Here is a 21,553-nt window from a genome sequence, read left to right as displayed (position 1 = left end):
TTACCATTGGGGTGATGAAGTATGCCAAAGATCGCGCTTTGGCCGATGACTATGTGAATTTCATTTGTTCAGACGAATCCCAGGGGGTTTTCGAACGGCGTGGTTTTATTCCTGCCGTCTCAGACAGGGGTCGGACACTGATAGAAAAGCTGGGTGTAAAAGATGTCTAATCAAACAGGAATATCAAAATCAGGCGGCTTCATTCTGCCGAAGATTCGCAGGGCCACACAGCTAGCCATGCTGGGTATTCTTGGACAATGGGCCTTTTATGGCATCTTTCGCTGCCCTTTTCTCGTTCCTTTTGTGAATTGCCAGGTTTGCCCGGTAATTACCTGCTGGGGTAGGATTACGAGTTATTTTTGGGGCTTCTGGCTGCTCCTGCCGACGTCTGTGTTATTAGTCGGGCGGGCTTTTTGCGGTTGGCTCTGTCCCGGCGGCTTTGTCAATCAGATGATCGGCAAGATATCATTTTCAAAGTTACATGTTCGTAATCGGCTTATGAAGCTTGCTCCTTTGGGAATGGTTGTTGGGCTGGTGGTGGTTTTGATTCTGTGGCTTGGCATTCACAATCCGCGATCTATGGTACCGATTCGGGTTGGTGAATTTTGGAATTCGATTTATCTTTCTTTTGAGCATGCATCTATATCTTGGTTGATCCGCACGTTTGTTGTACTTGGATTAGTGGCAGCGGGATTATTCGTTGCCAATCTATGGTGCCGTTTTGTTTGCCCCATGGGTGGGCTATTTGAGCTTTCTAAGGGCGTGGCGATTTTTCGGATTTTTAAGACAAGTGTTTGCGACGATTGCAATGCTTGTTTACGAAAATGCGAAATGGGAACCCGTCCCGATGAAACAAATTGTACCAACTGTGGAGATTGTCTGAAATCCTGTCCCGTAGATGCGATCAAATTCGGGCGAAAGGGGAATTCCAATGAGTGAACTTTGGAAACGAAGATTCCTTGCAAATCATCCCTGCTTCCATGTCCAAGCAAGTGCATGCTGGGGACGGGTTCATCTGCCTGTGGCACCCAACTGCAATATTCAGTGCAACTTTTGCAATCGTCTCTATGACTGTGTCAACGAAAGCCGTCCTGGGGTGACCCGGCGTATTCTTGAACCGACTGAAGCCATAGCGGATCTAAATAAGCTTTTGAAACAAAGATCGGATATCGCCGTAGTGGGGATTGCCGGGCCGGGGGATCCCCTTTGCGACCCGGAACGAACACTAGAAACATTGCGAGCTGTGCATGTCAGCCATCCTGATCTTCTGATTTGTATTTCTACCAATGGGCTAAATCTGTCTGACCATATTGATGAACTGGTCGATGTCGGGGCGACCCATGTCACGGTTACGGTCAATGCCGTTGATCCATATATCGGGGAAAATATTTATGCTTCGATCAAGATAAATCATCGGATTTACAAAGGGATCGAAGCCGCCAAGATACTCCTGCGCCATCAGGATGAGGCAATTGTAGGCCTGAAGCGGCGAGGATTGATTGTTAAGATTAATACTGTCGTTCTACCTGGCATCAATATGGATCATATTCCTGCAATTGCTGAAAAGGCGGCTTTATGGGGTGCAGATGTTATGAATTGTATGCCACTGATCCCTGTTCATGACACTCCCTTCGAAAATCTGGTACCTCCCACGGAGGCAGATATAGCTCGTATCAGAAAATTAGCCATTGTTCACATCCCGCAGATCTATCATTGTTGCAGGTGCCGTGCAGATGCTGTCGGACTCCTGCGTACTCCTGAAACTGAAGGGTGTGTGCCTGCCATATCCTGTTAGCCGGGATTCATAGACTGTTATGGCGAGTTAATGATATAGGTACGTACTATTGCTCAAACATCATATAGGGGGTAAGTTTTTTGATTTATTTGGACAATGCAGCGACGACGATGGTTAAGCCGGATTGTGTTATTGATGCGGTAGTAGACGGGATGCGCAAGATGGGCAATGCATCTCGTGGTGCCCATGAACAGGCACTGTCGGCGGATCGTATCATCTACAAAACACGCAGACAGTTGGCGCAGCTTTTTGGTGTGCTAAGCCCTAGTCAGGTGGCTTTTACCAAAAATTCAACGGAAGCGCTTAATGTGGCACTTTGCGGGTTGCTCTCACCGGGAGACCATGTGGTTACTACAGCTATTGAGCACAATTCCGTGCTTAGGCCAATTTATAGATTGGCTGAAAAAGGTGTGGACTATACCATCGTTCCGGCAGATGACATGGGGAGAATTGACCCGGCGGCAGTGGATATGGCTATGACAAACAAAACTCGGGTTCTTGTAACAACTCATGCTTCTAATGTGACAGGGAATGTAACGGATATAGAGGCGTTGGGACAGATTGCCAAGGCGCACGGGGTATACTTTATCTTAGATGCTTCCCAAACTGCAGGAGTCTTTCCTATAGATATGGAGGCAATGCATATTAGTGTGGTGTGTTTTACCGGCCACAAGGGCCTTCTTGGACCACAGGGAACGGGTGGAATTTGTGTTTCTAAAAATTGCGTGATTTCGCCCTTATTAGTGGGCGGCAGCGGTGTACATAGTTTTGCTCATTATCAACCGGAGGTAATGCCGGTAGCGTTGGAGGCAGGAACACTAAATGGACATGGTATAGCAGGGTTATCGGCGGCCATTTCTTATATTGAGGCTCAGGGGATGGATGCCCTTCGCCAGAAGGAGCAAGCGCTCGCAAAGCAGTTTTATGAAGGAGTCCGCTCTATCGACGGGATCCAATTTTATGGAGATTATGACCAAAAAAATCGTGGGGCTATTGTGGCATTGAACTTGGGTGAGGAAGATGCCGGAGTAATCAGCGATTGCCTTTCTCAACAGTATGATATTGCCACTCGCCCGGGAGCGCACTGTGCTCCTTTAATGCATAAAACATTCAAAACGGAGGCGCAAGGCATTGTGCGGTTCAGTTTTTCACACATGAACAACGAAGAGGAGGTGGAGGCTGCGATTAGAGCGATGAAAGAGATCGCATCATCGAGATGTAAATAGGTATTTATTATTTTTAGGGAGGGTGTCATGAATTTTTTGCAAGAAAAAAAAGGTATCTTTTTCTTAGGGTTACTGGCAGGGCTGGGAGCAGTTATTTTGGCGATGAACGGTAATCCAAAGAATATGGCTTTTTGTATCGCCTGTTTTATACGGGATAGTGCAGGTGCGATGAAGTTTCAGACAACGCCGGTTGTTCAGTATTTCCGTCCGGAAATTGTGGGGATAGTGGCGGGTTCTTTTATAATTTCCCTGACGACTAGGGAATATCGTTCTATGGCGGGTTCTTCTCCAATGATACGTTTTGTTTTGGGAACGCTTATGATGATTGGTGCTCTGGTCTTCTTGGGGTGTCCCCTCCGCATGGTTCTGCGAATGTCTGCAGGAGATATTAGCGCTTATGTAGGGCTGATTGGTTTTATAGGCGGGGTAGCTACAGGGGCTTACATGCTTAAGAAAGGTTTCAGTCTGGGCCGGTCCTACCCTGTAAAGAAGGAGAACGGTTATTTTTTGCCGGCAGTTTTAGTGGTTTTGCTGGTGCTCAGTGCAACGACTACGCTTTTTGCCGTTAGCACGAAGGGGCCGGGGAGCATGCATGCTCCTTTGTTGCTGAGTCTTGTGGTTGGCATTATTTTTGGTATAATTGCGCAAAAAACCAGAATGTGTTTTGCGGGTTCCCTGCGTGATATAATCCTCATGAAAGATTTCAAGCTTTTTTCGGTTGTCGGCGGAATTTTTGTTATGATGCTGATTTATAATATTGTATCCGGTAATTTTAAATTTGCCACTTTTGGTCCTATTGCTCATGCTCAAATAACTTGGAACATTTTAGGAATGTATGTAGTGGGCTTTGCAGCAGTGCTTTTGGGGGGATGTCCTCTGAGACAATTGGTATTGGCAGGTTCCGGTTCTTCTGATGCAGGGGTAACCGTAGTGGGAATGTTTTTTGGTGGTGCATTGGCTCATAATTTTGACTTAGCGTCTTCAGCAGCAAGCAAGGCAACAACGGAAGCGGCAGCTGTGTTTGGCGGCCCTGGGTTGAATGGACAGATTATGACCATTGCTTGCATCGCCCTGTTGTTTGTAATAGCTTTTATCGGTATTAAGAAGAACGCAGTGAATAAATAAGGAGGATGGAAATGAAGAAATTAGATGTTCGAGGATTATCTTGTCCTGAACCGGTATTGATGGTGTCTAATGCGCTGCAAGACGGAGAAAACGATTCATTCAAAGTGCTGGCTAGCGAAGCTCATACCGTAGCCAATATCAAAGAATTTGTCGAGGGTAAGGGGAAAAAGGTTTCTGTAAGGAAAGTTGGGGATGACTTCGAGATGGAAATAAGTTAATGACTGGGTCAGTTTTGGTGGTGACCTTTCATACCACGTCGGAAGCCATGGCTACTGAGTTTCTTTCAAAGGAGAAGGGTTTTGCAGGGCGCCTGATTCCAGTGCCGCGCCAGCTTTCAGCAGGTTGCGGTATCGCCTGGAAAACGGCGGTGGATTTGCAGGATCCTTTACTTAAGGCCCTTGAGAAAGAAGGGATTGAGTGGGATGAGACTCATGTAATTAAGTTTTGACCCCAGTATATTGCAAATTTCTTATAATATAACGTTTATTCGGAGTGTGACTTATTTGAGTAAATCGGTTGTTGCAGGAATAGATGCCGGGTCAACCGCACTTAAAGTAGCATTATATGATGGAAAAAGATTTAGTTATCAAATACGGCCGGCAGGCTGGAATCCCAGGGAAGAAGCGTTGGCTTTGCTGAAAGAGGCAGCTTGTGGCTGGCAGATTGACATGTGCGAGCTGAAACGAGTGGTTGGTACCGGGTATGGGCGCAACAACTTGCCATTTGTCACGCACACCATGACCGAGATTACGTGTCACGCAAAAGGGGCTGCTTATTTATGCCCTGGTGCAAAGACGGTTGTTGATATCGGTGGACAGGACGCAAAAGCTATTCGGCTAGATCAGTTTGGTCATGTGCAGGATTTTGTGATGAACGATAAGTGCGCTGCCGGGACAGGCCGCTTTTTGCAAGTCATGACAATGGCACTAGGCATTCAATTGTGTGCATTGGCAGACATGTCATTGGCGGGAGTAACACCTTGCCCGATTAATGCTATGTGCACAGTGTTTGCAGAATCCGAGGTCATTGGCTTGTTAAATCAAGGCAAGGATAGGCATGAAATATTGGCGGGCATTATAAAGTCCATTACCGGACGGGTCGCAGCGATGGCAGACCGCATTAATCCGCAGGTACCCGTGGTATTAACCGGCGGGATGTCAAGGATTACCACCTTGATAAACTACTTGGAACAGGATTTGGGGCTGAGGGTCATTGTTCCGGAACAAGCGGTGTTTGCCGGAGCTATTGGTGCGGCATTGCTGGCTTGGGATAAAAACGAAAAATCAGAAGCTTGAATGAAAACTTTTAGTTTGGAAAATAAAGGAGGGAAAATAATGACAGTAGCAAGAATACAGGGTATGGAAGGCTTTGATGGGCTTATTCCCAACGCAGGGATAGCACTGAAGGAAATGAAAGAAAAAGGGAAAAAGGTAGTTGGCTTTTACTGTACATTTGCGCCGCAGGAATTGGTGTTAGCTATCGGTGCAATTCCCGTTCCCCTATGCGCAACAAAGGAAGAACTGATTGCCGCCGGCGAAAAAACATTACCGCGAAATTTTTGCCCGCTTATCAAATCTTCATATGGTTTTGCCGTAACCGACAAATGCCCATACTTCCATTTTTCTGATTTGATTGTTGGGGAAACAACCTGTGATGGAAAGAAAAAAATGTTTGAATTGATGGCAGATTTCAAACCAGTGCATGTAATGAGTTTGCCCAAAGGGTATCAAACCGATGAAGATAAAGCATATTGGTTGGAAAGCGTAAAAAAATTAAAGGCTGTTTTAGAAGAACGTTTTGGTATTCAAATTACCGACGATAACTTACGCAAAGCCATAAAAGAGTTAAACGAAGAACGAATTCTTTTACAGCGGTTGTCAAATACCATGCAGGCTGATCCGGTACCCTTTAGCGGGCATGACTTGTTAGAAGTATTGTGGGCCCGAAATTTTGCTTTTGACCGTAAGGAGTTTGCTGCCAAGGTTAATGAACTTATCACCCAGCTGGAAGAACGGATTCAAAGGAAGGAAGGCGTCTTCCCACAGGGGGCGAAACGTATTGTTATTACTGGTGTACCTACCGGGCTAGGTGCCGAGAAAGTTTTGAAAATAATTGAAGAGTGCGGCGCTGCCATTGTTTATATTGAAAATTGCTCTGGAATGAAGCAATATGTTGATTTAGTAGATGAAACCAAAGAGCCGCTTACCGCGATAGCGGAAAAATATTTAAACATTCCCTGTTCGTGTATGAGTCCGAATCCTAAGCGACTGAAAAATATCAGCGCAGCCGTCAGGGATTTCAATGCGGACGGTGTGGTCGATATTGTTTGGCAGGGTTGTCATACCTATAATGTAGAAAATGCTCTGTTGGGCAGACATCTGCAAGCAAACGGCGGTATCCCTCTGCTGCATATTGAAACCGATTATTCTCAAGGTGATGTAGAACAACTTAAAACCCGCATTCAAGCCTTTTTAGAAATGATAGGCTAAAAAATAATACATTGTTCTCTTGAATACATAGACAACCTCTTGTCCCATTGTGATTCCAAGATTTTGTCCGAATACCAATTGGCGCTACTGATTTCTAAACTGACAGCAGCAGCCGTACTTGTCATAAGGTCATCAATGACTTCTGAAATAACAGAAAATCGATTCAGTTGTTGCTGTAACATAAGAAAATGCAAAATGCATATTATTGTTCGTAGTGACATTATCACAAGTTAAACACATATTGAGGAATTTTTATTGATGAGTAAGGGGCTCTATGCTATAATAAAGGCGTTAGCACTGGTAGTACCAGTGCTAACGCAATAATAGGAAAGTCGAACTATATTATATTATATTGGCACGTTAAAACATGACAAACTACGGTTGTTTATGTAATGTTTATTAAACAGCCGCACCATATTTCAAGGAGGATTTATTGTGTTTAAGAAAAAAAGTATATTGGCTGTAATTGTCTTGTTTAGTATGATATTCGTTTTGACGGCATGCGGCACAAAAAATGACAGCGCGGGAAAACCGGCAGGGAAAAATGTCTCGGCACAGATTATGTTCAACGGATCGTCGACATTGTCGCCGGTTATTTCTAAAATAGCTACGGATTTTACGGAAAAAAATGAGAAATGGAATAAGGTAGATTCTTCACTGCCTGATTCGAATATTACGATTTATGTTTCTTCCGGCGGATCAGGTGCCGGTATTAAGGCCATTATTGATGGCACAGCTGATTTTGGTCTCGTGTCACGGAATGTAAAAGAGGAGGAAAAGGCCAAAATTAAGGATTATAAGGAATACAAGGTGGGAATTGATGCGCTGACTATCGCTGTCAACCAGAAAAATCCGATTAAAAACGTTAAGGATAATCTTACCAGTGAAGAAGTAAAGAAGATTTTTTCTGGTGAATATAAAACTTGGAATCAGGTTGATCCATCCTTGCCGAATAAGGAAATCGTCGTCGTAACGAGAGATGTTGGCGGCGGCGCTCATGAAGTATTCCAAAAAAATATCATGGGTGAGGAGAAAATTGTCAAAACGGCTATTCAGGCTCCTTCTATGGGGGCTCTTGTTGCCAAGGTTATTGAGAATGAGTATGCTATCGGCTATGCTTCTTATGGCGTGTCTAAACAAAACGAGGGTAAGCTGTTCCCGCTCAAGGTCGACGGTGTGGCTGCTACGCCGGAAACTATTTTAGACGGCACCTATAAAATACAGAGACCGCTTCTGATTGTCGGCCATGGCGAGCTTACAGCGCTGCAAAAATCATTTATGGATTATGTACGGTCCGAAGCGGGTCTCAAGGTTGTAGAAGCTATGGGATTTATTTCGGTAAAATAATCTAAGACCCGAAACATTTTATGCATAAACGCACTTTGCAAATGCAAGTTGAATGTTTTGGTAAAATAGCAGCCAATCAAGCAGCATGAACCATCAATATAATCAGCGATGAAATTGCTGTGCAATATAACGTAGTGAATGTTCTATGTAGCCTCTTTCCGCAAGTCTTACATGTCAAAAAGATGACGTGGAGGTGCTATCCTTATGATAAACAGCCATAGTGAAAACCACCTTATGATTGGATTTTGTCATCTTTATCATACTCGGGTGTTCACTTTGGTTGTTTATTTTTCTATTGTATTTCATTTTACAATGAATCGAGAATATTAAATGGGCAGCTTTGATCGCATTCTGGAAATTCTAATAAAAATATGCACGGCCTTTACCTTTTTCATGCTGGTATTTCTTATCGTCTATATGACGGTAGAAGGATTGCCGGTGTTTCAAACGGTCAGTCCGGTCAATTTTATTTTTGGAACGGAATGGAACCCTGTTGGGGAAACGGGAGAATTTGGCATATTGGCTATGATATTAGGAAGTTTCTACGTATCCAGCTTAGCGATTTGTATGGCTCTGCCGATAGGTATCGGCTGTGCTGTTTGTATCTGCTTTTGTATTCAGGAAAAAGGGGGACGGATCCTTTTATCCTTCATTGATATGCTGGCGGGTGTACCTTCCGTTATTTTTGGCTTTATCGGCTTGATGATCGTCGTCCGTTTTTTTGAAAGTACCATCGGCATTTCCTCCGGCGAGTGCGTACTGGCCGGAGCAGTTCTGCTGGCCGTCATGATCCTTCCCTTTATTATTACAAATTGTACAGAATCGCTGACGAATGGAAGAACTCTGTATGAAGGGCCTTCCCTGAACCTCGGTGTGAGCTCATGGTATACGATAAGAAGAATTATTCTGCCCCAGTCCTTTCGGGCCGTCGGCGTCAGCCTGATCTTAGCTTTTTCGCGGGCTATGGGTGAAACCATGGCAGTCATGATGGTCATGGGAAATGCGTCCGTTCTGCCGGAATTGCTCCATAAAGGAGAAACGATTCCCGCCTTGATTGCATTGGAGATGGGCAGTGCGGCCTATGACAGCCCTCATTATCATGCCCTGTATGCGGCGGGACTGGTGCTGCTCGTCATGCTGGTTTTGTGTAATCTGTTATTTTACTTTTTTAAAAACCACTTTAGAGAGTGGGGACGACAATGAAGGATATGCTGCTTCGCTGCTTTTCCTATGCAAGCGGATTGATCGTTGGAGTTGTTGTCCTTTTTATCTTTCTCTATATTCTTTTTAAAGGATATAGTGTTATCAATGGGCAGTTTCTTCTCAATTATCCCCAAGGTATGCCGCTGGGCATGGCGGGGGGGATTTTTCCCGCCATTATGGGGAGTCTCTATCTGGGTGCTGTAGCGGCGTTGATTGCCGGTATTTTTTCCCTGGCAACGGCTATCTATTTGAGCTTTTTTTGTCGGAATAAAGCTATATATGAAATCAACCGTTTTGTGATCCAGTGTATTTCGGGAATTCCCTCGATTGTGCTTGGCCTGTTTGGCTATAGTTTCCTTATCATGGATGCAGCTATTCCCAAAAGCCTTCTGTCGGCAGGAATTACTTTGGCTGTTATGATCATCCCTTTCATTACGCTGCGCATAGAGAAGGTATTCAACGAGTTTTCCCGAGAAATTATCGCTTCGTCCCTGGCATTAGGTGTTTCTCTGACGCATACAGTAATGTTCATCGTTCTGCCTGTATGCCGGAGAGAAATCGCTACAACAATTGCTCTGGCATCAGCCTACGCCATGGGAGCGACAGCTCCTATTATGTTTACAGGTGCTGTTCTCTACACAGGGAAGCTGCCCTCACTGCTGGATCCCTTTATGGCGCTGCCTTATCATCTGTATATATTGGTCAATGAGGGTTATTCCCTGGAAATGGCCTATGGGACAGCCTTTGTGCTGCTCGTGCTGCTCATTATCATTAATTTAGCTTGCCAGTGCTTAGATGGGAGAAAAGGATAACCATGGAACCTATCATTGAAGTAAAGAATTTAAATGTTACCATTCATAAAAAGCGCATCTTAAACAATATTACTTTTCCGATCTATAGAAATCGGATTACTGCTATTATCGGTTCATCCGGGTGTGGCAAGACAACATTGCTGAAATCGCTGAATCGCAGCGTAGAAAATGACGGCGTTGTTATCAGTGGTATTGTTACATTGGAGAAGAAGAATATATTTGATCGTCCTGAACAGGAAATACGGAAAAACATCGGCCTTATATGTCAAAAACCGTCGCCTTTTCCTTTTTCTGTTTATAAAAATATGAGCTATGCTTTGAACTATTATGGCCTCAAGGATAGTAAAGAGCTACGTGAAATCATCCTGGAAAATTTGAAAAGAGTAGGCCTTTATGACGAGGTTTCAGCGCAGCTCCAAATGGATGCCAGAAATTTATCGGGCGGACAGCAGCAGCGACTTTGTATTGCCAGGAGCCTGGCTGTTAATCCCAAAGTACTGCTTCTCGATGAACCATGTTCTGCTCTGGATATTAAGAATATATTGAAAATAGAAAATACTTTGCGGCAGATCAAAGAAAAATATACGATCGTGATCGTGACGCATAACTTGTCACAAGCCCAGCGTATTGCTGACTATACGCTTTTTATGGAGAACGGCGAAGCGTTGGAATTTGGTACAACAAAGCAGATTTTTAAAAGTCCTGCTAACAGTCGTACGCGAGAATACATGAGTTATGTTCTATGAGAGCTTCTGGGAAGCGAGATAAAAGGAGTTGATTTATGTGGAACAATTAGTAGTTTGCGGCGGGTGCAACGCGAAAATCGGCGCCGGTAATCTGGGGAAATTACTGGAGGGGTTGCCAAAGCTCAATAGTGACAAGCTTCTCGTCGGTTTTGATTCGTCCGATGATTCGGCGGTCATTAAATTGTCGGATACGCTGGCCATCATTCAGACTGTGGACTTCTTTCCGACGATGGTGACGGATCCCTATTTGTTTGGTAAGATCGCAGCGGCGAATGCTTTGAGCGATGTCTATGCCATGGGCGGCATGGTCTTATCGGCTTTAAATATTGTCGCTTTTCCCGAGCAAAATGATTTGTCGATCCTGCGGGAAATCCTGCAAGGCGGCGCAGAAAAAGTGCAAGAAGCTGGCGGTATTTTGTCAGGCGGCCATTCCATACACGACCGCACCGTAAAGTATGGTCTTGCTGTTACCGGGACAGTCCATCCGGCTCAAATCCTTCGCAACGATACATGTCATGAAGGCGACCATCTGATTTTGACCAAACCATTAGGAGTCAGCATCATTACTATTGGCTATAGCGCTGGGGAAATCAGTCGGGAAAGTTTCATAAAGGCGACAGACAGCATGCAGACCTTAAATAAGTATGCTATGGATATTATACGAAATTATCCTGTTACTAGCTGTACAGACGTAACGGGGTTCGGCCTGGCCGGACATTTGCACGAAATGCTGCACGGTGTTTATTCGGCCCATATAGATACGAAAAAGTTACCCTACTTTGCAGAAGCTTACGAAGGCGCAAAAAAGTTTATTCTGACGGCAGGCGGACAGCGGAACCGCAATTATTTGGAGAATAAAATCGATTTTCAAATTGATGATTTTGGCTTAGAAGAAATTATTTTTGACCCGCAAACATCGGGAGGACTTCTTGTTACAGTTCCAGAGGTAAAGGTTGAGACTTTGATGAAGGATCTCCACAATAATCATATACCAGCTGCTGATTTTGGCACGATAGTGCCAAAAGAAAATAAAGAAATTACTATATACTAAGAGGAGAGGATAAATATGTTTAAAGTAGATGCATTAGGCAAGGCTTGTCCGTTACCGGTCATTGAAACGCGTAAGGCTTTAAAAGAACACGATACTGTGACAACGCTGGTCGATAACAAAATTGCCACACAAAATCTAGAAAAAATGGCTAAGCAGTTAGGTTATGTTTATCAAATGCAGGAGGATTCGCCAACTCACTATACGGTAGTCATTACCAAGGGAGCGGTCGAACCGGAGCAGACTGTGGAAACAGAACAGACTGTCAATGCAGGTCATAAAGCTGATGATGAATATATCGTCGTCATTAACTCCGACAAGATGGGTATCGGCGAGGAAAAGCTGGGCAAGAATCTAATGAAGACCTTTATTTATACGCTGACCGAGCAGGATGTCCTGCCTCAACGGATCATCTTTTATAATGGCGGAGTTCCTATTGTCACGGAGGGTTCAGAATCCCTGGCGGATCTGAAAAATTTGGCTGCTAAGGGCGTAGAAATCTACGCGTGCGGCGCCTGCTTGAATTTTTATGGTCTGACGGCAAAGGTAGCAGTCGGTGAAATAACGAATATGTATCGTATCGTGGAAATGATGCGCTCAGCTTATCGGATTGTAAAGCCTTGAGGTGACTATAATGGAACGATATGGAGTTGCCCTTTTTTATTCGACACAGGACGCCATGGAAATGGAGGCTGCAACCAAGGAGCGGCAGATGAAGATCCGCATCATACCGACGCCGGAGAAAATATACGCCAGCTGCGGGTTCTCCTTGAAATACACATTGGGGGATGAAGGGGCATTAGCAGCGCTGCTGCAGGAAAAGAAAATACAGTGTGAAGGCTTTTACCATGCCAGGCAAGAAGGACTCACGGTTACATATGAACAGATAAAGGAGCTACAGTGACATGGCACAGCATATCGTTATTGGTACGGCCGGACATGTCGATCACGGCAAGACAATGTTGATCAAGGCCTTGACTGGTATTGAAACGGATACGACGATAGAAGAAAAGAAACGAGGCATGTCGATCAATTTGGGTTTTGCCTATCTTGATCTTCCCAATCATACGAGGGTAGGCATTGTCGATGTGCCCGGACACGAAAGATTTATAAAGAATATGGTAGCCGGCTTGCCCGGTATTAATTTGGTTCTTCTTGTCATTGATGCTAACGAAGGCGTTATGCCGCAGACGCGGGAGCACTTGGACATATTGACGCTGCTGGGAGTGCGGAATTTTCTTATTGTCCTAACGAAGATCGACACAGTAGATGCTGACTTGAAGGAGATGGCGATTGAGGATATACGGGATCAGCTGGCTGATACAATTGTAGCTGATGCGGCTATCGTAGAAACGGACGCGGTTACGGGAAGGGGGATTCCCGAGCTGATCCAAAAAATACAGGACATGACGGAGCAGATCCCTGACGTAGTCAGTGACGGCATGGCCCGCCTGAATATTGACAGGGTATTCAGTGTCAAGGGATTTGGTACCGTTGTAACAGGGACGCTTCTCGATGGCAGTGTTTCTATTGGCGACGAGCTCTATGTATATCCCGGGGGTAAGAAAGTACGCATTCGCAATATACAGATTCATGAGCAGAATGTAAAAAAAGCGGAACCCAAACAGCGTACGGCCTTGAATCTGGCCAATATCGCCAAAGATGAACTTCAGCGGGGCGATGTCCTCGCTGCGTCGGATAAACTCAAGGCTACGTGGATGCTTGACGTCAAGGTAAAATGCCTTGGCAGATCGCCGCTTTCCATTGGTTTATGGGATCGGGTCCGCCTCCTCGTAGGGACGAGAGAGGTGATGGCTCGGACGGTACCTATTGGCACTGAAGCAATCAACCCGGGAGAAGAAGGATTTGTGCAACTGCGCCTGGAACAGGAGCAGCTCGTTGTCAAGGAGCGTGATTATTTTATTCTCCGCACATTTTCTCCAATTCATACAATCGCCGGCGGAGAAATCCTTGATGCCAGCCCGGTCAAGCACCGCCGCTTTAAGGCTGATATTTTGGAAAGTTTAAAGGCCAAAGATGATGGGATTGTCGATGAAATCGTAGCCGACTTCTTGCTGCATAAAAAATCGCCCTTTACGACGAAGGCAGAGCTGGAGGAATATACAGGATTTTCCGGCGATGATCTGCAAATGGCTATCGACCAACTGAACGGCGCTGAGGTTATCCGGGAAACGCCGCTGGGTTATTTGCATAAAGAAACATATAAGAAGCTGCGGGGGCAGGTTTTGCAGATACTGCTAAACTATCACCGAAAACATTCTCTGCGGCAGGGTATGGACATTAGTGAATTCCGGTCTTGCCTGGGGAAGGATCTAAGTGAACGGGATATATCGGAGCTCTTGCAGCTAATGATCGAAGGCGGTATTTGTAGGGAAAAGGATCATATCATTGCTGCCAGTAATTTTGAAGTCGTCTTCAATCCAGCTCAGCAGCAAACTAAGAGGAAGATTGAGGTGGCTTTGGAGAAAGCAGGCTTTACGGCCGTCAAGACCGATGAGTTCACGGCGACGGATAAGAATGCCGCCGCAGTATTGGAAGCTCTGAACGGTGATACTGTCGTTTTTTTGACCTTTGAATATGTTATTCTCAAGAGATTTTATCAGCAGGCAGTGCAGCAGGTGCGGGAGTATCTTCGCACAAATGAAAAGATTGAGCTGGGGGATTTTCGCGATATGATCGGCTCCAGCCGGAAGGCATCACTATTGATTTTAGAATATATGGATAAAATGCATATTACGAAGCGTATGAAGGATTACCGCGTTGCCGGTGAGTGTATGGAAGTGGGGGAATAATATGCACTATTTTGATAATGCCGCCACGACAGTCCAAAAACCGCAGCAGGTGGCACAGGCTGTATACGATGCGTTAAATTCGCAGGAATTAGGAAATCCGTCGCGCGGGGCCCATGGTTATTCCCTCAATGCTTATCGAAAGGTGCTGGCGGCGAAGTGTCTTGTCAAGGAACTCTTTCAGGCGAGTTCGGATTATGAGGTCGTCTTTATGCATAATTCGACAACGGCCCTGAATGTGGTCTTAAAGGGGATCCTTCATCCCGGTGATCATGTGCTGACGACGGTGTGGGAGCACAATGCTGTGCTCCGACCGTTATATCAAATGAGGCAGCAAGGACTTTTTCTCGATTTCATTTCCGGCGAGCCGTTGACAGGCGCTCTCCGCTATGATGAATTTGAGCAAAGGGTGCGGCCTGAAACGAAAATGGTTGTGTGCAACCATGCTTCCAATGTAACGGGCAATGTCCTGGATTTGGATCGGATCAAGAAGTTCTGCAAAAAACATGGGATATTTCTCGTCGTCGACGTTTCCCAGTCAGCCGGGGCCTATCCTGTGGACTTGTCAGACGGTGTTATTTCGGCTGTTTGCTTTACCGGTCATAAATCCCTCTATGGACCTGGCGGGACTGGTGGTGTTTGTCTCAAGAAGGACCTAACAGTCAAACCGCTCATTACAGGCGGCGACGGGGTTCATTCCTTTAACCGCGAGCAGCCGGCAGGGCTACCTGGCGTGCTGGAAGCGGGGACGGCCAATGTAACGGGAATCGTAGGTCTGGCGGCAGGCATCCGGTATATTCTTGATAAGACGGTGGAGCAGATGCTGCAGAAGCAGAGCAGGCTGGCTCAGATATTTGTTCGGGGAGCCCGGTCTATTCCTAATCTCACCTTATACGGCGATTTTACACATCCCCGGGTTAGCGTTTTTTCCGTCAATATTGGTGATGCCGATTCAGCTGTCGTCAGTGAAATTCTGTGGGAGGAATTCCACATGGCGACGCGTTCCGGTTTTCATTGCGCTCCCCTGATGCATGAGGCCTTACAGACAGAGCGGCGCGGTACGGTGCGTTTTTCCTTTTCCAGCTTTACGGCGGAGGAAGACGTGCGTCAAGCCGTTGAGGCTCTGAAAAGTATAGCGAAGCGGTAGAGAGTAGGTATTATTATGAAAAAAGAAGCAAAACAGCTATTGGAAAATCTGCCGTCGGTAGATGTACTGTTGAAAAGCCCGGCTATGGTGTGTCTCGAGGAATCCTTTTCGCGGAATCTGGTGAAACAGTCGATACAAAGTGTACTGGCTTCTATCCGCAAGGAACTCTTGTCGGGAATCAGGGCGACGTTACCGACGGAGCAGACCTTGGAAACACTGGTTCAGGCAAGACTGGAACAGCGTAAGGAGTTTCATCTCAAGCGTGTCGTTAATGCTGCGGGGACGATTATTCATACAAATCTGGGGCGATCAATTCTAAGCAGCAGCCTGCAAAAACAACTATTGGATATTGCCTGTCATTACTCCAATTTGGAATACAATTTGGATGAGGGAAAGCGTGGCTCCCGCTACAGCCATCTTAGCGAAATACTGCGGGAGCTTACGGGTGCAGAGGATGTGCTTGTCGTCAATAATAATGCGGCGGCAGTCCTGCTTGTCCTGGATACGCTGGTCAAGGGGCGCGAGGTTTTGATTTCACGTGGTGAGCTCGTTGAAATAGGCGGATTTTTCCGTATTCCCGAGGTCATCGAGCGCAGCGGCGGAACTATTTGTGAGGTCGGCACGACGAATAAGACCCATCTGGAGGATTACAGCTGTGCCATCAATGAAAAGACAGGCGCTGTCATGAAGGTGCACACCAGCAATTACCGCATCATAGGTTTTACCGAAAGCGTTGCTACGGAGGAACTGGCGGTGCTGGCTCATGAGCGGGGGATACCTTTTATCAACGATTTAGGCAGCGGCCTGCTTGTTGATATGCGCTGTTTTGGTCTGCCCTATGAGCCGACAGTGAAGGAAGCCCTTGACCAGGGCTGCGATGTGGTGACCTTTAGCGGCGACAAGCTTCTCGGCGGCCCCCAGGCCGGCATTATCGTCGGCAAGAAATGTTTTATCGAACAAATGAAGCAGAACCAGCTCCTGCGGGCTCTGCGCGTTGATAAAATGACGTTGGCTGCTTTGGAGGCAACCCTTCATTTGTACCGCGATGAAAAAATAGCGGTCAAAAAAATACCCGTACTGGCGATGCTGTCTCTGACAGAGGAGGAATGCCGGAGAAAGGCGGAGACTTTGGCAGAAATGCTGCGACAGTGTCAGCTGCCCCTTGCGATTGACATAGCCGCTGAAACAGATGTTGTAGGCGGCGGATCTTATCCGGAATACACTCTTCCAGGCTATGTCGTTTCCGTGGAATCAAATACTATGACGGCAGCAGATATAGAAAAACGGCTGCACCAGGGGAAAATTCCTGTCATCGTCCGCGTCCGGAAAGATCAAGTCTGCTTAGATGTACGCACGATTCGGTGTGAAGAATTCTCTATGGTTGTACAAGCCATACGGGATGTATTTAAAAATTGAAGCTGAAGCTATATTAAATCAGCCGGTAATAATGAGCAAGTAATAGAAAAAATAAAAAGGATAAGGCGGATCAGCATCCGTCTTATCCTTTTGCGCTGTAATAAAAATATGGCGGGAAAGTGTGGGAATCGAACCCACCTAAGAAGCTCTTAACTCCTTATACTGGTTTTGAAGACCAGAGGGAACACCAGAACCCATACTCCCCCATATCAATTGCTGCTACATTAATAACTAATTTATAATACTACAATCGATTTTTTATGTCAAGAATAAGCCTTAGCCCGGGGAAGAATAGACAAATCAAAGCTTGTCTATTCTTCCCCGGCATCATACTGTCGAGGCATTATCGGTAATAGTCTAAAAGGTTTCTTTGAAATAATTTTGCGTAAAAGTTTTAAACTCGGTAGCAACAGGTGAAAGCGTAACGTTTTTCTTATACATCATATAAAATTCCCGGTCAAAACAGTCTTCTTCGACTTCAAAAGAAAGAAAGTCATCTTCCGTTTCTTGATGCCGGACCGCCATCTCGGATAAAACGGAAATCCCCATGCCTTGAGACACTGCCGTTTTAATAGCGCCTATGTTATTCATCATAGCAAGTGCATGAATTCGGACACCGCTTTGGACACACCTATCTTCGAAGGTTTTACGGGTCGCCGAGCCTTCTTCCCGCCAAATAAAGGATTCACCATCAAAATCCAGAATGTTAATTTTTTTCTTCCGCTCCCGCAACGCGAGGTATTTCGGCAGTTTTGGCGTAATAATGACACATTTATCCCGGCAAAGAAACTCATATGTCAGTTCGTTGTTGCGGAGATAGCCGGTGAATCCTATTTCGCCTTTATGGTCACAGATGTTGCGAACGGCCTGCTTACTGTCTGATTGTTCCAAATAAAACCGCACGTTTTCATATTGTTCTTTAAATCTTGCCATAAGAACGGGTACGAGATACTGCCCCGGGATACTGGAAGCCTGTACCTCCAAAATTCCTGACATATCATTTCTTTTGTTACTGACAGCCATGGCAGCCTTGTCTCGCGTATGAATAAGATCGAGAGCATATTTATAAAAGAGACTGCCTTCTTTTGTTGGGTACGACTCTTTCCCCATCCGGTCGATGAGAGTTACTCCCAGTTCTTTCTCCAACGAATTTATATGAGCACTAATCGTAGGCTGCGTCAGAAAAGATGCGTCCGCAGCCTTGGAAAAGCTCCTATATTTTATTACATTGATAAATGCCTCAATTTGCTTGAAATCCATCTTTTCACCCACTACAAATTAATCGATTTAGCGTTTCCGCCTAATCCGCACAGCCTACTTTATAAGTATATAGCGTGGACTCATTTGTGTGTGCCGTATAGAAATTTCCGATCTGATATTTTTGGAAGGACATTTTGTCAATGATATCATAATGCCGGTCGATAGCCTGTATTCCGCTTGCCGGGTTATCCTGGACAAGGCCTTCGTAAATGGCCAAATGGGCCAGATGCAGGTTGTGCATCACCTCAGGTGATGCATTTCGCAATACCAGATCAATCCCCTCGTAATAAATGTCGGAAACAGAACTCATCATGATGCTTAGCAGTTTGTTTCCTGCCGCACGTATCAGCAGGTAGTGGAATTCTTTGTCCATTTCGATTTGTGCAGCCAACATTGCCTTGGGAAATTTGGGAAACAGAGGTTTCATCTGAGCAAGATAAGGGTTATTTTTGCGCTTTTTATAGGCTAGATCGAAGACGGTTTTTTCAATCCCTCGCCGGAATTGAAAAATATCTTCGGCGTCTGTTTGTTGCAGAATTAGCATAGCGTCAATCATTTTTGAAAGGCTCTGCGATACATTCCCGCTCAGATAGTTGCCTAAGCCCTGCCGGCTTTCAATGAGACCCATATTTTCAAGCATTCGTAAAGCTTCTCTTGTGGAATTACGACTAATAGAAAGAGTTTCCGATATTTTTCGCTCCGGAGGAATTCTGCTCCCAATCTGGATTTTTTGGTCAATAATTAATGAACGGATATATTCAATAGCTTTTTGATATTCTTTTCCATTTTGGTCCATAGCTGATCCTCCAGTATTTGTCTTTCATTTCAATAGTTAAAGCATCCATCCTACGACCTCAGATCCCCAAAGCCGGGAAAAAACAAGTCAATTGTATATCCATTATATACAATTGACTTACATGTCATAGCATTTGTATGTCGATAGATAATTATTAATCAAACTATTAATTATTTTAGCATATTGATATTTGATTCGCAAGGATTTCTGCGCCTGGAATAAATTTACTTTGAAAAAAATTCAATATCGATATGATTATCCTCATATACAGTTACTCGCTTAATAAGGCTTCGCACAACTGCCTTTTGCTCCTCAGGCGTAGCTTCGCGCCATACTTTTTTAAACGATTTCAGCGTTTCAATAAAATCTTCGATGGAGCGGGCTTGCGCTTGTACTGTTGTTTCCGCTGCTTCATATTCAAGCAGCCGATGCTCAAGGTGATAGCGCTGTTCGCTTAAATCCTTAACTCTTTCCGTAAGCTGCTCCGGATCAAGGGCGCCTTTTTCAAAGGCATCATACCATCTATTTAGTTTTTTCTTGATGGCTTCCAGTTCTTTTTTTGTCTGCACTGAAGCAAGTGCGGTTGATGCGGTATTGACTTTGGCAAGAAGCTCAGCGGCTACTTCCTTGACTAGTCTTGGTTTAGTCGCGTACTTCATAAGACGATTAATAACAAGCTGATCAATATTATTTGCTTTTTTATAGCCGCAGCGGCAGGACGCGTTCTTGATCATATAAGGGGTGCTGCCGTCTTGCGAGTAGCAAATATAGTATCGGGTAATCTTTTTTGGATCAGTCTGAGGGTGGTTCTGCCATACGTTCTTTGTGCGCATTCTGGCGCCGCATTCGCCGCAGTAGATGCAGCCAGAGATGAGACCGGAGTGGATTTGCGGCAAGTATTTATTTCGCGTTTTTAATAATTCCTGTACTTCGTTATATTGTTCAACTGTTACGATGGCATCATGCTGTCCTTTGTAAAATTGCTCTTTATGCGCGATATAGCCGGCATAGAAGGGATTGGTCAGCAGTTTGCGGACAGTGGAACGGCTCCACGACTTCGTCCTTCTTGGTGAGATTTTTTGTTCATTTAATTTGTCGGCAATCGCTTGATAACCCGTTTCGCCCCGCAAGTATATATTATAAATCATATGTATGACTTGGGCCTCAATTTCATTAATCTCTACGATTTTCTTTGCAGGGTTGTGGGCATAGCCAAAGGGCGGCTGGCCTCCCATAAATCTGCCTTGACGGGCGGCTTCTTTTTTTGCTTCCGACACACGTTCAATTAATTGATCGCGTTCTAATTGGGCGAATACGGCTATCATTCCGATTGCCGCTTTTCCAAAGGCAGTCGTTGTGTCAAAGGCCTGCGTAACTGATTTAAAGCCAATCTCGTTTGGTTCAAACACATCCTCTATAAGATAGAGCACATCCTTTTGGGAACGCGATATACGGTCCAGGCGCACCACTACTACTGCGTTGAACATATTCTGCTTGCAATCATTGAGAAGACGCTTCATTTCCGGTCGGTTGAGGTTTTTGGCGCTATATCCGTCATCTACATATATATCACGCAATTCCCAGCCCTGCGATTGGCAATAGGCAATGATTCGCGCTTTTTGAGCGGGGATAGAAAGATCTTTTTCGGCCTGTTCTTCTTTAGAAACGCGAACGTATCCGGCTATGGTTATCATATAAGACCGACCCCTTTTTGCAATAAAAAGCAATCACAATTTATCTGTGTATATTATATGCTGCGAGCTGAAACACAAAAACATTTATGCTTCAAGATGAAGTAAGAAATTAAGAAATAAGAGTCACCGAGACAACCCGTTTGTGCATAAAATTTTTACTGGGGGTGACATCGATGACCGAGGGGAAAGCAGGAGAAAAAGCTGCAATCAGAATACTGATTGATGGCTTGCCAAGTTCACCCGGAGGCGTTGGCCCGGTAATTCGCTTACTAGAAAAGCGGCGGTTAATTAAAGAAAAATGGGAAGCTCGTATGGTGAAAAGGGCAAAAAAGAAGGAAAAGCCGGGTGATGATCCGGCGGCTTAAAAATGGACAAGTTGTGATAATACATAAGGGTACTAGTATTGTTCGGCTAGCTTTATATATATATATCGGTATGCAGATAACGCCAAAGCGATCCTCACCGATATCGGCACCGAAGAACTGGCTCATATGGAGATGATTGCCGGTCTGGTTTATAAATTGACGGAAGGCGCCGATCCGGCTGATTTTGAAGCGGCCGGCTGGGGCGGGCAGTATGTTCAGCACGATCACGGCCTGTTTTGGACAGACGCCAACGGCATTCCCTGGAGCGCCAAAT

The 21,553-nt window shown here is 45.2% G+C and carries 22 protein-coding genes and 1 tRNA gene; 19 read left to right on the top strand and 4 right to left on the bottom strand.

Annotated elements, in window-relative coordinates:
- Positions 1 to 162 precede the first annotated feature (162 nt).
- From ABFC84_05455 to selA, 18 genes are all read left to right on the top strand, one after another.
- Positions 163 to 939 carry a 4Fe-4S binding protein gene (locus ABFC84_05455; protein ID MEN6412200.1) on the top strand — a complete coding sequence of 259 codons (777 nt, stop codon included), beginning with the start codon at positions 163 to 165 and terminating at the stop codon, positions 937 to 939.
- Complete coding sequence (locus ABFC84_05450; protein ID MEN6412199.1) at positions 932 to 1,795, top strand: radical SAM protein; 864 nt, start codon at positions 932 to 934, stop codon at positions 1,793 to 1,795. The genes ABFC84_05455 and ABFC84_05450 overlap by 8 nt, the downstream gene beginning before the upstream one ends.
- Positions 1,796 to 1,875: 80 nt before the next feature.
- Positions 1,876 to 3,021: an aminotransferase class V-fold PLP-dependent enzyme gene (locus ABFC84_05445; protein MEN6412198.1), complete on the top strand. Its 1,146-nt coding sequence runs from the start codon at positions 1,876 to 1,878 to the stop codon at positions 3,019 to 3,021.
- A gap of 27 nt (positions 3,022 to 3,048) precedes the next feature.
- Positions 3,049 to 4,146, top strand: coding sequence for a YedE family putative selenium transporter (gene yedE / locus ABFC84_05440; protein MEN6412197.1), 1,098 nt, complete (start codon positions 3,049 to 3,051; stop codon positions 4,144 to 4,146).
- Between the two features lie 11 nt (positions 4,147 to 4,157).
- Positions 4,158 to 4,364 (top strand): sulfurtransferase TusA family protein, encoded by a 207-nt coding sequence (locus tag ABFC84_05435; GenBank protein ID MEN6412196.1) that lies wholly within the window; start codon positions 4,158 to 4,160, stop codon positions 4,362 to 4,364.
- Positions 4,364 to 4,594 (top strand): DUF3343 domain-containing protein, encoded by a 231-nt coding sequence (locus tag ABFC84_05430; GenBank protein ID MEN6412195.1) that lies wholly within the window; start codon positions 4,364 to 4,366, stop codon positions 4,592 to 4,594. Before ABFC84_05435 ends, ABFC84_05430 begins: the two co-directional genes overlap by 1 nt.
- A 55-nt stretch (positions 4,595 to 4,649) precedes the next feature.
- Positions 4,650 to 5,441, top strand: a complete 792-nt coding sequence (locus tag ABFC84_05425) for an acyl-CoA dehydratase activase (protein MEN6412194.1) — start codon at positions 4,650 to 4,652, stop codon at positions 5,439 to 5,441.
- A gap of 39 nt (positions 5,442 to 5,480) precedes the next feature.
- On the top strand, positions 5,481 to 6,635 hold the full coding sequence (locus ABFC84_05420) for a double-cubane-cluster-containing anaerobic reductase (protein ID MEN6412193.1): 1,155 nt from the start codon (positions 5,481 to 5,483) through the stop codon (positions 6,633 to 6,635).
- Positions 6,636 to 7,070: 435 nt separating this feature from the next.
- Complete coding sequence (locus ABFC84_05415; protein MEN6412192.1) at positions 7,071 to 7,982, top strand: phosphate ABC transporter substrate-binding protein; 912 nt, start codon at positions 7,071 to 7,073, stop codon at positions 7,980 to 7,982.
- Between the two features lie 330 nt (positions 7,983 to 8,312).
- Positions 8,313 to 9,185, top strand: a complete 873-nt coding sequence (pstC, locus tag ABFC84_05410) for a phosphate ABC transporter permease subunit PstC (protein MEN6412191.1) — start codon at positions 8,313 to 8,315, stop codon at positions 9,183 to 9,185.
- On the top strand, positions 9,182 to 9,997 hold the full coding sequence (locus ABFC84_05405; protein ID MEN6412190.1) for an ABC transporter permease subunit: 816 nt from the start codon (positions 9,182 to 9,184) through the stop codon (positions 9,995 to 9,997). The genes pstC and ABFC84_05405 overlap by 4 nt, the downstream gene beginning before the upstream one ends.
- 2 nt (positions 9,998 to 9,999) lie before the next feature.
- Complete coding sequence (locus tag ABFC84_05400) at positions 10,000 to 10,743, top strand: phosphate ABC transporter ATP-binding protein (GenBank protein ID MEN6412189.1); 744 nt, start codon at positions 10,000 to 10,002, stop codon at positions 10,741 to 10,743.
- 37 nt (positions 10,744 to 10,780) lie between these two features.
- The gene (gene selD / locus ABFC84_05395; protein MEN6412188.1) at positions 10,781 to 11,794 is read left to right on the top strand and encodes a selenide, water dikinase SelD; all 1,014 of its coding nucleotides are present in this window, start codon (positions 10,781 to 10,783) and stop codon (positions 11,792 to 11,794) included.
- A gap of 15 nt (positions 11,795 to 11,809) precedes the next feature.
- Positions 11,810 to 12,415 (top strand): sulfurtransferase-like selenium metabolism protein YedF, encoded by a 606-nt coding sequence (yedF, locus tag ABFC84_05390; protein MEN6412187.1) that lies wholly within the window; start codon positions 11,810 to 11,812, stop codon positions 12,413 to 12,415.
- A 10-nt stretch (positions 12,416 to 12,425) separates the two neighbouring features.
- Positions 12,426 to 12,695: a DUF3343 domain-containing protein gene (locus tag ABFC84_05385; GenBank protein MEN6412186.1), complete on the top strand. Its 270-nt coding sequence runs from the start codon at positions 12,426 to 12,428 to the stop codon at positions 12,693 to 12,695.
- Between the two features lies 1 nt (position 12,696).
- Positions 12,697 to 14,604, top strand: coding sequence for a selenocysteine-specific translation elongation factor (gene selB, locus ABFC84_05380; protein MEN6412185.1), 1,908 nt, complete (start codon positions 12,697 to 12,699; stop codon positions 14,602 to 14,604).
- Position 14,605: 1 nt separating this feature from the next.
- Positions 14,606 to 15,748 carry an aminotransferase class V-fold PLP-dependent enzyme gene (locus ABFC84_05375; protein ID MEN6412184.1) on the top strand — a complete coding sequence of 381 codons (1,143 nt, stop codon included), beginning with the start codon at positions 14,606 to 14,608 and terminating at the stop codon, positions 15,746 to 15,748.
- A 15-nt stretch (positions 15,749 to 15,763) separates the two neighbouring features.
- Entirely contained in the window at positions 15,764 to 17,164 is a 1,401-nt protein-coding gene (gene selA / locus ABFC84_05370) for an L-seryl-tRNA(Sec) selenium transferase (GenBank protein ID MEN6412183.1), read from the top strand.
- Between the two features lie 109 nt (positions 17,165 to 17,273).
- Here selA and ABFC84_05365 read toward each other — a convergent pair.
- The 4 genes from ABFC84_05365 to ABFC84_05350 form a co-directional block, all read right to left on the bottom strand.
- A tRNA-Sec gene (locus ABFC84_05365) sits at positions 17,274 to 17,370 on the bottom strand.
- A 151-nt stretch (positions 17,371 to 17,521) separates the two neighbouring features.
- The gene (locus tag ABFC84_05360) at positions 17,522 to 18,436 is read right to left on the bottom strand and encodes a selenium metabolism-associated LysR family transcriptional regulator (GenBank protein ID MEN6412182.1); all 915 of its coding nucleotides are present in this window, start codon (positions 18,434 to 18,436) and stop codon (positions 17,522 to 17,524) included.
- Between the two features lie 28 nt (positions 18,437 to 18,464).
- Positions 18,465 to 19,220 carry a GntR family transcriptional regulator gene (locus ABFC84_05355; protein ID MEN6412181.1) on the bottom strand — a complete coding sequence of 252 codons (756 nt, stop codon included), beginning with the start codon at positions 19,218 to 19,220 and terminating at the stop codon, positions 18,465 to 18,467.
- A gap of 224 nt (positions 19,221 to 19,444) precedes the next feature.
- Positions 19,445 to 20,914: a recombinase family protein gene (locus ABFC84_05350; protein MEN6412180.1), complete on the bottom strand. Its 1,470-nt coding sequence runs from the start codon at positions 20,912 to 20,914 to the stop codon at positions 19,445 to 19,447.
- A 173-nt stretch (positions 20,915 to 21,087) separates the two neighbouring features.
- Between ABFC84_05350 and ABFC84_05345 the strand changes: the two genes are divergently transcribed.
- Positions 21,088 to 21,279, top strand: coding sequence for a hypothetical protein (locus ABFC84_05345; GenBank protein MEN6412179.1), 192 nt, complete (start codon positions 21,088 to 21,090; stop codon positions 21,277 to 21,279).
- The last annotated feature ends 274 nt before the right edge of the window (positions 21,280 to 21,553 follow it).

The organism is Veillonellales bacterium (assembly GCA_039680175.1).
Classification (GTDB): Bacteria; Bacillota; Negativicutes; order JAAYSF01; family JAAYSF01; genus JBDKTO01.
This window is presented reverse-complemented; position numbering and strand designations above follow the sequence as displayed.